The organism is Caballeronia sp. NK8 (assembly GCF_018408855.1).
Taxonomy (GTDB): Bacteria; Pseudomonadota; Gammaproteobacteria; order Burkholderiales; family Burkholderiaceae; genus Caballeronia.
The window spans coordinates 1,728,608-1,743,407 of sequence record NZ_AP024322.1; the positions used below are offsets into that span (position 1 = coordinate 1,728,608).

16 protein-coding genes are annotated in these 14,800 nt (G+C 64.3%); 8 read left to right on the plus strand and 8 right to left on the minus strand.

Annotation, left to right across the window (positions count from 1 at the left end; genetic code table 11):
* Positions 1–104: 104 nt before the first annotated feature.
* Complete coding sequence (locus NK8_RS08250) at positions 105–602, minus strand: Rrf2 family transcriptional regulator (RefSeq protein ID WP_213226034.1); 498 nt, start codon at positions 600–602, stop codon at positions 105–107.
* Positions 603–896: 294 nt separating this feature from the next.
* Between NK8_RS08250 and NK8_RS08255 the strand changes: the two genes are divergently transcribed.
* The gene (locus NK8_RS08255) at positions 897–1,436 is read left to right on the plus strand and encodes a group III truncated hemoglobin (RefSeq protein ID WP_213226035.1); all 540 of its coding nucleotides are present in this window, start codon (positions 897–899) and stop codon (positions 1,434–1,436) included.
* Positions 1,437–1,446: 10 nt separating this feature from the next.
* Here the strand turns inward: NK8_RS08255 and NK8_RS08260 are convergent, their stop codons facing one another.
* The 3 genes from NK8_RS08260 to glp are packed head-to-tail and all read right to left on the minus strand — an operon-like array spanning position 1,447 to position 3,419.
* Positions 1,447–1,920, minus strand: a complete 474-nt coding sequence (locus tag NK8_RS08260) for a molybdenum cofactor biosynthesis protein MoaE (RefSeq protein ID WP_213226036.1) — start codon at positions 1,918–1,920, stop codon at positions 1,447–1,449.
* Position 1,921: 1 nt separating this feature from the next.
* Complete coding sequence (gene moaD, locus NK8_RS08265; RefSeq protein ID WP_061178639.1) at positions 1,922–2,179, minus strand: molybdopterin converting factor subunit 1; 258 nt, start codon at positions 2,177–2,179, stop codon at positions 1,922–1,924.
* Between the two features lie 13 nt (positions 2,180–2,192).
* Positions 2,193–3,419, minus strand: coding sequence for a gephyrin-like molybdotransferase Glp (gene glp, locus NK8_RS08270; protein WP_367657785.1), 1,227 nt, complete (start codon positions 3,417–3,419; stop codon positions 2,193–2,195).
* 245 nt (positions 3,420–3,664) lie between these two features.
* Between glp and NK8_RS08275 the strand changes: the two genes are divergently transcribed.
* From NK8_RS08275 to NK8_RS08300, 6 genes are all read left to right on the plus strand, one after another.
* Positions 3,665–4,210 carry an NUDIX hydrolase gene (locus NK8_RS08275; protein WP_162065792.1) on the plus strand — a complete coding sequence of 182 codons (546 nt, stop codon included), beginning with the start codon at positions 3,665–3,667 and terminating at the stop codon, positions 4,208–4,210.
* Positions 4,211–4,229: 19 nt separating this feature from the next.
* Positions 4,230–4,961: a leucyl/phenylalanyl-tRNA--protein transferase gene (gene aat, locus NK8_RS08280; protein WP_162065793.1), complete on the plus strand. Its 732-nt coding sequence runs from the start codon at positions 4,230–4,232 to the stop codon at positions 4,959–4,961.
* 94 nt (positions 4,962–5,055) lie between these two features.
* Positions 5,056–5,883 carry an arginyltransferase gene (locus NK8_RS08285; RefSeq protein WP_213226038.1) on the plus strand — a complete coding sequence of 276 codons (828 nt, stop codon included), beginning with the start codon at positions 5,056–5,058 and terminating at the stop codon, positions 5,881–5,883.
* Between the two features lie 84 nt (positions 5,884–5,967).
* The gene (locus NK8_RS08290; RefSeq protein ID WP_162065795.1) at positions 5,968–6,990 is read left to right on the plus strand and encodes a quinone-dependent dihydroorotate dehydrogenase; all 1,023 of its coding nucleotides are present in this window, start codon (positions 5,968–5,970) and stop codon (positions 6,988–6,990) included.
* 113 nt (positions 6,991–7,103) lie between these two features.
* Positions 7,104–7,898 carry a cystine ABC transporter substrate-binding protein gene (locus tag NK8_RS08295; protein WP_162065796.1) on the plus strand — a complete coding sequence of 265 codons (795 nt, stop codon included), beginning with the start codon at positions 7,104–7,106 and terminating at the stop codon, positions 7,896–7,898.
* 140 nt (positions 7,899–8,038) lie between these two features.
* Positions 8,039–8,698 carry an amino acid ABC transporter permease gene (locus NK8_RS08300; protein ID WP_162065797.1) on the plus strand — a complete coding sequence of 220 codons (660 nt, stop codon included), beginning with the start codon at positions 8,039–8,041 and terminating at the stop codon, positions 8,696–8,698.
* Positions 8,699–8,719: 21 nt separating this feature from the next.
* Here NK8_RS08300 and NK8_RS08305 read toward each other — a convergent pair whose 3' ends face one another.
* The 4 genes from NK8_RS08305 to NK8_RS08320 form a co-directional block, all read right to left on the minus strand.
* On the minus strand, positions 8,720–9,712 hold the full coding sequence (locus NK8_RS08305; RefSeq protein WP_213226039.1) for a Gfo/Idh/MocA family protein: 993 nt from the start codon (positions 9,710–9,712) through the stop codon (positions 8,720–8,722).
* 149 nt (positions 9,713–9,861) lie between these two features.
* Positions 9,862–10,614, minus strand: coding sequence for a FadR/GntR family transcriptional regulator (locus NK8_RS08310; RefSeq protein ID WP_061178648.1), 753 nt, complete (start codon positions 10,612–10,614; stop codon positions 9,862–9,864).
* A gap of 481 nt (positions 10,615–11,095) precedes the next feature.
* Positions 11,096–12,247, minus strand: coding sequence for a glycosyltransferase family 4 protein (locus NK8_RS08315; RefSeq protein ID WP_213226040.1), 1,152 nt, complete (start codon positions 12,245–12,247; stop codon positions 11,096–11,098).
* A 192-nt stretch (positions 12,248–12,439) separates the two neighbouring features.
* Positions 12,440–12,946: a GNAT family N-acetyltransferase gene (locus tag NK8_RS08320; protein WP_061178650.1), complete on the minus strand. Its 507-nt coding sequence runs from the start codon at positions 12,944–12,946 to the stop codon at positions 12,440–12,442.
* A gap of 395 nt (positions 12,947–13,341) precedes the next feature.
* Between NK8_RS08320 and NK8_RS08325 the strand changes: the two genes are divergently transcribed.
* A complete protein-coding gene (locus NK8_RS08325) occupies positions 13,342–14,364 on the plus strand; it encodes a DUF1839 family protein (RefSeq protein ID WP_213226041.1) in 1,023 nt (340 codons plus the stop codon).
* Positions 14,365–14,800: the final 436 nt, after the last annotated feature.

A 14,800-nucleotide genomic window follows, 5' to 3' on the forward strand; every position in this document is an offset into this window, starting at 1 on the left:
CAAGCGTTGTTTAGCTCGATAAGTGCACTTTTTTGCTTTTCGACAGGCTCTTGACCGAGGGCCGGCTTTCGGCAAACGATCGGTAACTGAATCGCTTCGTTCGATCAGGAAGGCGCGCGGCTCGGCACCAGCGCACTTGCCGGAACAGGCGTGATGGTGACGATGCCCAGCAGCCGCGCGAGTTCGTTCGCTGGTTCCGCGAGTTCGCGGACCGTGTACTTGTCGAGTTCGGCGAGAAACGCGTCGCGCGCGGCCGCGAGCACGCCGCGCAGACGGCACTGCGGCTGGATCACGCAGCGCTGGCGCACGGCGGCCTCCTGGTCCACGAAACAACCGACGATCGCAAAGTCGCTCTCGGTCTTGCGCACGACGTCGCCGATCGTGAGATCGTTCGAGCGCGCCGACAGCCGCAGCCCGCCGTTGCGGCCGCGCACGGTCTCGACCCAGCCAAGCTCGCCGAGCTGCTGGACGATCTTCATCAGATGATTCTTCGAGATGCCGTAGCCGTCCGAGATCTCCTGAATCGTTGCGAGCCCGGCCGGTCGGACGGCGAGATATAGCAAAACGCGCAGGGCGTAGTCGGTGTAGTCGGTCAGTCGCATGGTGTCGCGCGCATGGGTTCAGGCGCCTGGGTGCATCGGTGACGCGGGTACGAGAACGACTTGAACAGGAAGCGGCGTCATGTCGCGCCGGCTGCGCGAAAACCGCGCGGTGGCAAGGGAAATGACGGTCGTCTGCCCCGCAAGGGCTAGTATCGGCACGCGGGCAGCCCGAAAATGGAGCCGGCGCGGCGCTCGATGCGGGCCGCTGCCGGAGCAGCGCCCGCCCGAGTATCCGATATTGTGCGTCATATTATTGCTTTTCGTCAGCAAACCATCGGCTGGCGCTTGACCTTCATGAATTCAGATCACCAACCTGCAGCCGATCCGCGCGATCGCGAACCCAGCGAGGCCAACGTGCGCGCGCTCGTCGAAGCCTTTTATCGCCGCGTCGACGACGATCCGCTGCTCGGCCCGATCTTCTCTCGCGCGCTCACGGGCCGCTGGGACGAGCATCTCGCCAAAATGACGACGTTCTGGTCGAGCCTCGTGCTCGGGTCGAAGCAGTATCGCGGGAATGTGCAGGAAGCCCACCGGCCGATCGACGACATCGAGCCGCGCCACTTCGCGCGCTGGCTGTCGCTGTTTCTGAACACGGTCGAGGCGCGCTACGAACCGGCCGCCGCCGTGCAGTTCATGGAACCCGCGCTGCGCATCGCGCAAAGCCTGCAGCTCAGCAAGTTCGGCTGGGACTATCAGATTCCCGTCGAGCAGCAGGAACTGCTCGCGGCGCTCAAACGCCAGCGCACGGGCGGCGCGCCCGAGCCGCGCTTTCCCGAGCGCCCGGATGCCGAGCCGTTTCCGGCGAAGTTCATCGGCAGATCGGCCGGCGAGTAGTAGCGCCGGCTCAGTCGTCGGGATTTTGCCAGCGCGCGAGCGCCGCATCGTCGGTTTCGCGCGCGTCGACCCAGCGCTCGCCCGCTTCGGTCTTTTCCTTCTTCCAGAACGGTGCCTGCGTCTTGAGGTAATCCATCACGAACGCGCACGATTCGAACGCCTCCGCGCGATGCATCGCCGTCGTCACGACCAGCACGATCTGATCGAGCGGTTTCAACTTGCCCACGCGATGCACGATCAGCACGTCCGAGCCGCGCCAGCGCTCGCGCGCCTGCGCGGCGATCGCTTCCAGCGACTTTTCCGTCATGCCCGGATAGTGCTCCAGTTCCATCGTTTCGATGGCGCTGCCTTCGTTCAGGTCGCGCACCGTGCCGACGAAACACGCGACCGCGCCGACTTTCGGATTGTCGGCGCGCAGCGCGGCCACTTCCGCGCTGATGTCGAAATCGGCTTCCTGCACGCGGACTTTGGCATGCGTCGACATGTCAACCACCCGTGACAGGCGGGAAGAACGCCACTTCGCAGCCCTCGGTGATGCGCTGCGATGGATTCGTCATCACGTGATTGCAGGCCATGCGCAGCGCGCGGCCCTCGGCGAGCGCCTCTTCCCACGCGCCGCCGCGCATGCGCAGCCAGGCGCGCACGTCGCCGACGTTGACCACCGTGTCCGGCACGCTGACCGTTTCGTTCGCGACGCCAAGCGCCTCGCGCACGCTCGCGAAAAATCTCAGTTCGACTTTCATGTCCAGCTCGTCCTTACCGCGTCAGTTCTGAAAAGGGGATGAAGCGCACGATCTCGCCAACGCTGATCGCATGATTCGGCGGGTTGTCGATGAGACCGTCGCCCCAGACCGTCGATGTCATGACGGCCGAACTCTGATTCTCGAAGAGATCGAGGCCGCCCGATTCGTTTACCCGCGCACGCAGGAATTCGTTGCGGCGATCGCCTTTTTTCTGGCTAAAGTCGGCGCGCATCGAGTAGACGCGCGGCGTGACGTGCTTCACGCCTGCGAGACGCAGCAGAAACGGCCGCACGAACAGCAGGAACGTGCAGAAGCTCGACACCGGATTGCCCGGCAGGCCGATAAAAAAGGCTTCGCTTCCCTGATCACCGCGCCGCACCGCGCCGAACGCGAGCGGCTTGCCCGGCTTCATCGCGATCTGCCACATCGAAATGCGTCCTTCGGCTTCCACCGCTGGCTTCACGTGATCTTCCTCGCCGACCGACACGCCGCCGCAGGTCAGGATCAGGTCATGCTCGCTCGCCGCGCGCCGCAAAGTCTCGCGCGTCGCATCGAGCCGGTCCGGCACGATGCCGAGATCCGTCACCTCGCAGCCGAGTTTCGCGAGCAACGCGCGCAGCGTGAAGCGGTTCGAGTTGTAGATCGCGCCGGGTTCGAGCGGCTCGCCCGGCATGCGCAGCTCGTCGCCAGTGAAAAATATCGCGACGCGCACGGCGCGCACGACATCGAGTTGCGCGCAGCCGACCGAGGCCGCGAGTCCGAGCGCCTGCGGCGTGAGACGCGTGCCCGCAGGCAGGATGACCGAGTCGCGGCGAATATCGGCGCCTTGCCGCGTGATCCATTCGCCCGCCGCGGGCGCTTGTGCGAACGCGACGCGGCCGTCATCCGATACCTGCGCCATTTCCTGCATGACGACCGCATCGGCGCCGGGCGGCACCGTCGCGCCGGTGAAGATGCGCGCAGCCGTGCCGGCCGCGAGCGGTGCGGCCGCATGGCCCGCCGGAATGCGCTGCGAGACCGGCAACGCGACGCTCGCGCCTTCGCTCGCGCCGGCGAGATCGGCGGCGCGGACCGCGTAGCCGTCCATGGAACTGGTGTGCATCGGCGGGACGTCGAGCGGCGAGGTGACGTCCGCGGCGAGCACGCGATTGCCCGCGTCGAGCGTGTCGACGCGTTCGCGCCCGTCCACCTGACGCGCGGCGTCGAGCAAACGGCCGAGCGCATCGGCGGTGGCGAGCATCGGAGGACGGCTGGCAGCGGCTGGCGTGGATGACATGGTGTTCGCTTCGGGCGCACGAGGCGCCCCGATCGTGAAAAGGGACACTGCAATTCGAGTCAACTATTGTAGCGAGAAGGCAGGCGTCGCACCGTTGGCCCAAGGCAGGCCGCTCATGCGGCCCGGCTGATGCCGCAAACCGTTTTGAGCGTCTCAAAGGCGCGCCGGTGCGGTGATACACTCGCACCACATATCCCACGTCCATTTCCATGAAATTCTGTTCCGTCTGCGGCCACGAGGTCGGCCTCGCCATTCCGCCCGGCGACAACCGTGAGCGCTTCGTCTGCAACAACTGCAACACCGTTCACTATCAGAATCCGCGCAACGTCGTGGGCACCGTGCCCGTCTGGGACGACAAGGTGCTGCTGTGCCGCCGCGCGATCGAGCCGCGCTACGGCTACTGGACGCTGCCCGCCGGCTTCATGGAAATGCAGGAGACGACGAGCGAAGGCGCCGCGCGCGAAACGCTGGAGGAAGCGGGCGCGCGCGTGGAGATTCAGAGTCTCTTCACGTTGCTCAACGTGCCGCACGTGCATCAGGTGCATCTCTTCTACCTTGCGCGGCTGCTCGACATCGAAGTCGATCCAGGCGAGGAAAGCCTGGAAGTAAAGCTCTTCGAGGAAAGCGAGATTCCGTGGGACGAAATCGCCTTCCCGACAGTCGGCCAGACCCTGCGGTTTTTCTTCGCCGACCGCGCCGCCGGCAACTTCACGCTGCATACGGGCGATATCTTCCGCACGCTGCGCGACGGCTGAAGCACGTCCTTCCGAGAACATGGTTCCCTGGCTCGCCGACGACGATCCCTTCCCGCCCGTCGAGCGCGCGCTCGGCGTGTCGAGCGGCGCGCCGGGCCTGCTCGCCGCCAGCGCAGACCTGTTGCCGTCGCGGCTCATCGACGCCTATGGGCGCGGCATTTTCCCGTGGTATTCGGACGGCCAGCCCGTGCTGTGGTGGTGCCCCGACCCGCGCATGGTGCTCTATCCGGCCGAGTTCAAGGTGTCGGATTCGCTGCGCAAGACGTTAAAGCGCGTGCTGCGCGACCCGCTCTGGGAGATTCGCGTCGATGACGATTTTCCCGCCGTGATGCGCGCCTGCGCCGACACCCCGCGCGACGGCCAGCGCGGCACCTGGATCACGCCGGACATCGTGGATGCGTACTCGACGCTGCATCGCGCGGGCAGCGCGCACAGCATCGAGGCGTGGTACGACGGGGCCCGCGTGGGCGGGCTTTACGGCGTATCGTTCGGGCGCATGTTCTTCGGCGAATCGATGTTCGCGCACCGCACCGACGCGTCGAAAATCGCGCTCTCGGCGCTCGTCGGACACTTGCGCCGCAACAAAATAGAGATGATAGACTGCCAGCAGAACACGTCGCATCTGGCGTCGCTGGGAGGCCGCGAGATTGCCCGACGCGCGTTCGTCGCGCATCTCGGGCGGGCCACCACGGAACCGGCGATCGGCTGGCGCTTCGATAAAACCGTCCTTCTCGACGCGCTGGCACGCTGAGCGACGAACGCAATGCAGCCGCCGGGCGCGCGCCTGGAATCGAACCCGCGCGCCGGCCGGCAACGACGAGACGACGCCTGCGAGAGCCGCCAACGTGACACATCCGAACGAGCTGCCGCTGTCACCGCTTTCCGCGCTGCAATTCTATGCAACAGCGCCCTACCCTTGCAGTTATCTGGAAGGGCGTGTCGCGCGCTCGCAAGTCGCCACGCCGAGCCATCTGATCAACTCCGACGTCTACACCGAACTCGTCAAGGCCGGTTTCCGGCGCTCGGGCGTATTCACCTATCGCCCGTACTGCGACGGCTGCCGCGCCTGCGTGCCGGTGCGCGTGCCGGTCGCGCGCTTCGTGCCTAACCGCGCGCAACGCCGCGTGTGGAAACTGCACGGCAATCTGGTGGCGAGCGTCGCGCCGCTGCATTACGACGAAGAGCATTACACGCTCTACATGCGCTATCAGTCCGCGCGGCACGCGGGCGGCGGCATGGATCGCGACAGCCGCGACCAGTACGAGCAGTTCCTGCTGCAAAGCCGGATCAACTCGCGCCTGGTCGAATTCCGCGAGCCGCGCGATCCGGTGCACCCGGACGAACCCGGCGTGCTGCGCATGATCAGCATGATCGACATTCTCGGCGACGGGCTTTCGTCGGTGTACACGTTCTTCGAGCCGGACATGCCGAAGACGAGCTACGGCACCTTCAACATCCTCTGGCAGATCGAGCAGGCGAAGAGCCTCGACTTGCCGCACGTCTATCTCGGCTACTGGATTCGCGAAAGCGAAAAGATGGCCTACAAGGCGAATTTCCGGCCGCTGGAAGGCCTGATCGACGGCCACTGGGCGCCGCTCGATCCCGCGAACACGCAATCCGCCGGCACGCTGCCGATGCCCGGGCGCATTCATGGACCGGGCCAGCCGAAATAGTCCCGACACGGCCGGACCGGCGCGCCGCCCAAAGCCGCTAAAATAGCGGTCTTAAAAAAATTCGCCGTCGCCGGCTTTCATTTCGTGTTCAGCTCCCTCTACCCGCTCGCGCGTTCGCATCTCTTCAAGATGGACGCGGAAGATGCTCATCACCTGACACTGCGCATGCTCGGCGCCGCCGGCCGCACCGGACTCGCCGGCATGCTCGCCACGCGCGGCCCCGATTCGCCCCGCACCGTCATGGGCATCACGTTCCGCAACCCTGTCGGCCTTGCAGCGGGCCTCGACAAGGACGGCGCGTGCATCGACGGGCTGGCCGCGCTCGGCTTCGGCTTCATCGAAGTGGGCACCGTGACGCCGCGCGCTCAGCCCGGCAACCCGCGCCCGCGCATCTTCCGGCTGCCCGAGGCGAACGCGCTCATCAACCGGATGGGTTTCAACAACGGCGGCGTCGATCAGTTCGTCGCCAATGTGAAGGCAGCGCATTATCGCGGCGTGCTGGGCCTGAACATCGGCAAGAACGCAGATACCCCGATCGAGCGCGCCGCCGAAGACTATCTCTACTGCCTCGAACGCGTGTATCCGTTCGCGAGCTACGTGACGATCAACATCTCGTCGCCGAACACGAAGAATCTGCGGCAACTGCAAGGCGCGGGCGAGCTCGATTCGCTGCTCGGCGCGCTGAAGGACAAGCAGGCGCGTCTGTCCGACCTGCACGGCAAGCTCGTGCCGCTCGCGCTGAAGATCGCGCCCGATCTCGACGACGAGCAGATCAAGTCGATAGCGGGCACACTGCTGGCTCACAGGATCGACGGCGTGATCGCCACGAACACGACGCTCTCGCGCACCGCCGTCACAGGCATGCAGCACGGCGACGAGGCCGGCGGCCTGTCGGGACGTCCGGTCTTCGACGCGTCCAACGAAGTGATCCGCAAGCTGCGCGCGGAGGTCGGCACGGAGGTGCCGATCATCGGCGTGGGCGGGATCTTTTCGGGCGAGGACGCGCGCGCGAAACTGGCGGCGGGCGCTGCGCTCGTGCAGATCTACACGGGGCTGATTTATCGCGGCCCGGCGCTCGTCAAGGAGTGCGTCGAAGCGCTCGCGTGACCGGCCAATCCCGCATATAGACATAAGCAAACGATATTACGCAGCGATTGCATTTTCACTATGATCGCCGCATCGAATAAAGACGCTGTGCCCATCAAGAGGAAAACAACACGATGAAACTGTCCACGCTCAAGAAGCTCGTCGCCGCCAGCCTGATCGGCGCGGCATTCACCGCCACCGCCGCCCACGCCGACGATCTGCTCGATCAGGTCAAGCAGCGTGGCACGCTGCGCGTCGGCCTCGAAGGCACCTTCCCGCCGTTCAACTCGAAAGCGCCGAATGGCGAACTGGTCGGCTTTGACGTCGATATCGCCAAGGCCGTCGCCGCCAAGCTCGGCGTGAAGCCCGAGTTCGTCACGACCGAATGGAGCGGCATCATCGCGGGCCTGCAGGCGGGCAAGTTCGACGTGATCGTGAACCAGGTCGGCATCACCGATGCGCGCAAGCAGACGCTCGATTTCTCGCCGGCGTACACGTATTCGAACGCGCAGCTGATCCAGCGCAACGACGACAAACGCGAGTTCAAGACGCTCGATGAACTAAAGGGCAAGAAGCTCGGCGTCGGTCTCGGCACGAACTACATGGACATGGCGAAGTCGGTGCCGGGCATCGACGTTAAGACGTATCCGGGCGCGCCCGAGTATCTGCGCGATCTCGCCGCCGGCCGTCTCGACGCAGCGCTCAACGACCGCCTGATGCTCGCGTATCTGCTGAAGAATTCGCAACTGCCGCTGCGCACGGGCGCAAATGTGGGCGCGGGCAATCCGTCGGGGATTCCGTTCAAGAAGGGCAATCCGAAGTTCGCCAAGGCGCTCGACGACGCGATGACCCAGCTCGAAGCGGACGGCACTTTCACGAAGATTTCGGACAAGTGGTTCGGCATCGACGTGACGAAGCCGGCGAAGTAAGTCAGCGCGTTCAGCGCTACAGGGCGGCATCGTTGAACGATGCCGCCCTTCGTTTTTTGCTCGCCGGTTTATGATGTGCGGATTTTCCGATTCGCCACGCCGCAGTTCTCTTACGCGCAGTTCTCTCACGCTTTCCGTTCATGTCCACGACATCCCTGCTCGTTCAATCGGCGCCCGTGCTGGCGCAAGGCGCGCTACTGACGATCAAGTTCGCGCTCTACTCGATGTTCTTCGGCCTCATCGCGGCCGTCGTGCTCGCGTTGATGGGCATCAGCCAGAATCGCGCGCTCGTCGCGCTCGGGCGCTGCTATGTGAGCGTGATGCGCGGCACGCCGCTGCTCGTGCAGATCTTCGTCATCTACTACGGCCTGCCGAGCCTCGGCATCTCGCTCGAACCGACGCCCGCGGGCGTGATCGCGCTGTCGGCGAACGTCGCGGCGTATCTGTCCGAAAGCATGCGCGGCGCGATTCTCGGCATCCACGCCGGGCAATGGCTCGCGTCCTACAGTCTCGGGCTGTCGCGCACGCAGACGCTGCGCTACGTGATCGGGCCGCAGGCGCTGCGCATCGCGGTGCCGAGTCTGTCGAACAGTCTCATCAGTCTGATCAAGGACACGTCGCTCGTGTCCGTCATCACCGTGACCGAGCTGTTGCGCAGCGCGCAGGAAGTGATCGCGGCGACCTATCAGCCGTTGCCGCTCTATCTCGCGGCTGCGTTCGTCTACTGGATTCTGTGCAGCGTGCTCGAATTCGTGCAGCGGATTTTCGAGCGACGTCTCGCACTGCCGGGACGGCATTGACTGCGCATTTGCCTAAGTTCGTCAGTCGGTTTCGAAGGGAAAGCGCAGCTTCAGATCGCGCCGCGCGGCGTCGATGATCGCGATCATGCGCATCGACATCGCATGCGACATCACCGGACTTTCCGTTTCACCCGCGCGCAATAGCTCGCAGAAATGCGCGGTTTCGTAGTTGAGGCCGCCGCCCGTGAAAGGCTCGTCGAGTTCGATTCTGCGGCCATCCGTGTAAGCGATGGTCGCGCGCGCCGGATTCCACCAGTTCTCGTGGATCGTCACCGTGCCGAGCGTGCCGCCGATCAGCGCGTCGCCGCGACCCTGCAGATCGAGGCCGCAGAACAGTTGCGCGATGCCGCGTTCGTGCCGCACGTTCAGGCTTGCGAAGACGTCGACGCCCGTTTCGCCCAGACGTCCGATGGTCTGCACATCGAGCGCTTCGCCGAGCCAGTCGACCGCGAGGAACGCCTCGTAGACACCGATGTCGAGCAGCGCGCCACCGCCTGCTTCCAGTGAAAACGACGGATGATCGAGCGGCACGCCGGCCATCGAGCAGCCCGCGCGCACGAGCCCGATCTCGCCGATGGGATCGCTCGCCAGATGCGCGCGCAGGCGGCGATACAGCGGGTAGAACGGCGGCTTCATCGCTTCCATGAAGAGCAGCTTGGCCGCGCGCGCCGCGTCGATCATGCGCTGCAATTCGCGCGCATTCACGGCCGCGGGCTTTTCGCACAGCACGGGCTTGCCCGCCGCGAACGCGCGCAACGCGTAACCGGGATGGCTGTCCTGCAAGGTCGCGATATAGAGCGCGTCGATGTCTTCGAGCAGCGCGTCGAAATCCGCGAACGCGTGCGCATCGAAGGCATCGGCGAGCGCGCGCGCCGGTTCCTCGCGACGCGACCACACACCCGCGAGCCGCGCGCCCTCGACATGCGCGAGACTGTCGGCGAAGCGCCGCGCGATGCGCCCCGCGCCGACGATGCCCCAGCGTATCGTTGTTCCGTCGATGTTCGTGTTGCTCAATCGTGCCTCCGTATGCAATGTTCGTCGTGCGCCGCATTGTGCCTCATTGCATCGCATGGCGAGTTCGCGCGGCGCGCGCAGACGGCAAAAAGCCGGGACATGTCCCGGCTCCAGGCTTGGCAAGCAACATCGACCGACGCTTAAGCGCCCTAAACCCCCGCTGACGCGTTCACGCTCGGCGACGCGGGCTGACTGCTCGAGCGCTCCAGCGAGAACGCGCGACCCACTTCCTCGGCGGCGAGGTCGACGAGCGCGCGCGTCGCCGATTCCGCGGCAGAGGGATCCTTTGCCTCGATCGCCTCGACCACGCTCTTCTGCGCCGCAAGCGTCGCCTCGCGCACGGACTCGATGCCATCGACGATCGGATTCACCGTCACGAGCGCGCCGCGCACGATCGCCGTCATCTGGCGAAAGAACTGGTTGCCGCTTGCCGCCACGATGCGCGTGTGCAGCACTTCGTCCGCCGCCTGATATTCCGGCTCGCCAACCTGCAGACGCGAGAGCGCGTCAAACGCATCGCGGATGCCGGCGATCTCGTCGGGTGTCGCGCGCGCGGCCGCGAGCGCTGCCGCGCGCGGTTCGATCAGCATGCGGAATTCGATTACATCCCGCAAAAATGTCTGATCGGGCTTTGCGCGAAAGCGCCAGCTCACCACGTCCTCATCGATGAGCCGCCAGTCGCTCATCGGACGAATACGTGTGCCGGTTTTCGGCCGCACATCCAGCATGTGGCGCGCGAGCAGCATCGACAGCGCCTCACGCATGACGGTGCGGCTCACGTCGAACTCCTTCGAGAGGATGTCCTGCGGTGGCAGTATCGCGCCATATTTTTGCTCGACGATCCCTGAGACGAGTCCGTCCATCACCTTCGCCACCAGCGATCGCTCTTTGTTTTCATCCATCTCGCTTCTCCCCTTCTCGCCTGTTCCGTAGCCATGTGTATGAGCGCATCGCTTTCGCTTCCAGGCCTGCGAAAGGCACGACGGGTTCCCGACAGGTCCATTCGTCGTGCTTGATACGTTGCGTCTTCGTTGCTTCGAATGCCAGTCAGGAATTTCCTGACAGGGTAATCCCTCTGGCCCCGATGTCGATGATTAGTCTTTTTTCTTTATTACCGATTCACGTGCGTCTGCTGCGCTCGCGCCGCGCGCGCGCAGGCATTCATCAGGGAAACTGAAGAATGACGGCGTCGCAGCGCGGCGAGTGCTTTTTTTGCGGCCCTCATGTCGTCGGACCGATCATGCACTCATTTGAGCAAGCATCACGTAGGCTTTCTGTGCGAACGCGAACGGAAGGCTGCTGGCATGGGCCATTTGTATGATCGGACGTATGGGACGAAAGTACCGTGGCGCGGTGCAGCGCGGCCATTTGTCAGCGCTATGCTTAAATCGCGCCATCTGGCGTGCGGGCGCGTCGCGCATCGATTGTCATCTGCCGTCGCTGCATCGATTCACGCTCCGCGAGCGTGTGCTGATAGATCGCCATGTATTCGCCGCTTGCTCGTTCCACCGACAGCAATTGCAGATTCTGTCGCGCGCGCGCCGAGAACTGGTCGCGCGCCTGTCGGTCGAGCAACAGCCAGCGCAGCTTCGCCGCCGCCTGTTCAATGTCGCCCGCGGGCACGAGCACGCCCGCTGCGCCGTCGTCGAGCATTTCGGGGATGCCGCCCACGCGCGTCGCCACGATCGCGCAGCCCGCCTCGCGCGCCTCGGCGATCACGAGCGGACCCGGGTCCTGATGCGAGAGCAGCGCGAACACGTCAGCGCTCGCGAAGTACGGGCGGGCATCGGCGACGAAGCCGGTGAAATGCGTGACCTGCTCGATGCCCAGTTCGTCCGCGAGCGCTTCCAGCGAACCGCGATCGGGGCCGTCGCCGACGAGATAGAGATGCGGCTCGGCCATGAACTCGTGATCGTTCGCGGACTGCTCGCGCACGAGCGCGAACGCATGCAGCAGCTCCGCGATGCCCTTCCTGCGATACATGCCCGCCACGCAGACGATATTCGGATGCCTCAGGCGCACCGGCTTCGCAGCGGGCCGGCACACGAGCCGTGGCGCGCCCACTGCGCCGTTGAGCACGATCGACATGCGCTCAGGCCCGATGCCGCGCGCCTGCAGATCAAGCGCGACCGCGCGGCTCACGGCCACCATGCGGTCGCCGGCGCGCACGAGCGACGCGCTTTTCTGCAGTTCGTGATGCACGGTCGTCACGAGCGCGAAGCGGCGCCGCATGCTGCCGAAACGCGAAATGAGCGCGCCGGTCATCATGTGGGCGTGGACGATATCGGGATCGAAGCGATCGATGAGACGATTGAAGCCCGCGATCATCGACGGCACGCGCCACGGCTGCCGCGACTGCTGCAGCGGAATATGCGTGATGCCGTGACGTCGCAACAGCGGCTCGAACCCGCCGCCGGACGATGCCACGACGATGTCCTGACCCATGCGAGCCTGCATGCAGGCGAGATCGACCATCATGTTGACGGTGCCGTTGCCGATCGTCTGCGCGTGGTTGGCGAGATGGACTATTCGCATGAGATAGGCTGTTTATACGCTCGCCGGCTTGTGCCGGCGGCGTTGATCTTATTCTTTCGAGGACGCGATTCGAGACGGCTCGCGCCGCCTCGATCCTTGTTCCTGCCTCGATGCCTGGACCGTCCACGCCGTGCTACTGGCTTCTTTCGCTGCGCACCGGTAGCGGCGCACGCAGCGCGTCGCTGGTGGCGCTTAGAGCAACTCGTAGGTGGTGGCGTTGTCGCTCGCCGCGAACTGAACCTGTCGGCTCTTTCTCGTCAGACCGATGTACGGCATGCCGTGCTCGAGAAACGGACCTTCGGTCTTGCGAAAGCCGAACGCCTCGTAGAAACCGCGCAGGCTGACGGGTGCGGTGAGACGCACGCCCCGACCAGGCCAGCGCTCGGCCGTCACCGCGAGCAGCCGCTCGATCAGCGCGTGCGCGGTGCCATCGCCACGGCGCAGCGGGCTCGTCAGGATCTTGTCCACCACCACTTCCGGATCTTCCGCGTCGCCCGCGTGAATACGCGCATAAGCGAGCACCGGCATCGAACGGCTCATGTCTTCCGCTGCGAATATGTGCGTGCCCGTTTCGTCGCGACCATCCGGATCGAGATGGACGTGCGACTGTTCGACAACGAACACCGCACTGCGCGCGCGCAAAATCAAATAAAGCTCACGCGCAGTGAGTTGTTCGAAATCCAGGATTTTCCAGTTCATCGATTATCTCCATGCTTTACCGGCAATTACCGGCGTTGCGACGATTAAACCTTACGTGCCGACCCGCCTAAATTCAGTGCGCCATCGCACCGACCCCAACCCTGCGCGCCTTTCAAATAAGCCCGACCACACGCTGCAAAGGCGTCCCGGGGAAAAAGACGCCTGCCCGACGTTCGAAACGACTACGCGACAGTCCGCGCTGCGGGCCGCCGCGCGTGCTCGCATCGCGTCGATAGCGCTCGCGTAATAGGGCACCTTCATGGGAAAATCAAAATGCATACCGCCATCGGACGCGACGCGCGTGCACACGCATACGCACAACTAAAACCAAAAGCACACGCGCTTTCACGCATACGCGGTATCGGCAGCCGGCCTTCCCGGCCCGAGGTCACGGCATGAGCGCGTTCCAGACGAGCGGTGTGACGAATTCAGGCGCGAGTCGTTCCCGCGTCGTGTCGCTCGATCCTTTGCGCATGCGTGCGCGGCGTCATCATGCACACGCGCTGCATCGGGGCGAGCGCATCTGGCGCGAAGGCGTCGCGCCCATCGATCTGTGGATAGAACTCCTGCATGGCAACGGGCTCGAGCCGCGCGCGGCGCTTGCGTTCACCGTCGCTCAGGACTTCGAAGCCGATCAGTTCACGCTCGGCAAGCTGCCGTTCGAGGACATCGAAAAGCTGTACGGACTGCAGGTGCAGGAGCTGGCGGTATTCGACTCGCTGGAGGAACGCGCGCTCGTGCAGACGCGCCGCGGGAACACCGTGCTCGTCGAGGTCGACGCGTTCTTCCTGCCCGACATGCGCGCCGGTTCGTATCGCCGCGAGCATGCGAAAACGACCATCGGCATCGATGTGATCGACCCCGATGCGCGCCGTCTTGGCTACTTTCATCACACGGGTTATCACCTGCTCGACGGCGATGATTACGACGGCATCTTGCGTCCCGACGCAATGCACGAGCTCTTTCCGCACGTCGAGTTCGTCAAGCGTGTGCGGGATTCGCTGTCGGGCACTTCACTCGCCGAAGTCTCCGCGGACCTGTTGTGCGCGCATCTGCTGCGTCGCCCGCTGCACAACCCCATCACACGCTGGCGCGCGGCGTTCCCCGAGCATGTCGAAGCGATGCTCTCGCGCGGCGAGCCTTACGCGCGTTTCTATGCGTCCAACGTCATGAGACAACTCGGGGCGAACTTCGAACTGCTCGCGCACTACCTGCAATGGATGCGTGAACAAGGCTTCGACATTCCTGTGCAGACGAATGCGGCCGCGCGCAAAATCGCGAGCGAAACGATGGTCATGCAGTGCCGCCTCGCGCGCGCGCTGTCGCGTGGCCGCAGCGAGCCATGCGAGGCATCGTTCGATCTCATCGAGGATGCTTACGAACGCGTGATTCCCGCGCTCGCCGATATCGTGTGCTGACACCTCATTCACTTCAGCACACGCTTGCTGCAAAGAACATATTCGAGCCCCTGATTCAAGGGGTTTTTCATTCATTTACGTCCGCATTGCATATTCATTTTTATGACCTCGTGATGTCCGCGCGGCATTTGACGCAACACGCATTACGCGCGGATTAATCGGTTCCGCATGAAATTGTCCCCGATGAAACATTTCGCGACGCTCCCTGCGTGCGCGAGCCAACATTGCGAAAAGGATCTCTCCGATGAGATCCGGGCAAACGTTTCGCGCAGTAAAGCCATCCGTCGCTCCGCTGTGTGATGCGCTGCAGGCCTTGTGTGAGGCACCTCACGCCCCATGCATCGCGGCTGAAGCATTCTCGTGCGCGGCGTGGCACACCGATTTTTCAGGATGTGCAATGGGCGCAACGATTCCACTTCGTGCAACGCCTGGCGGC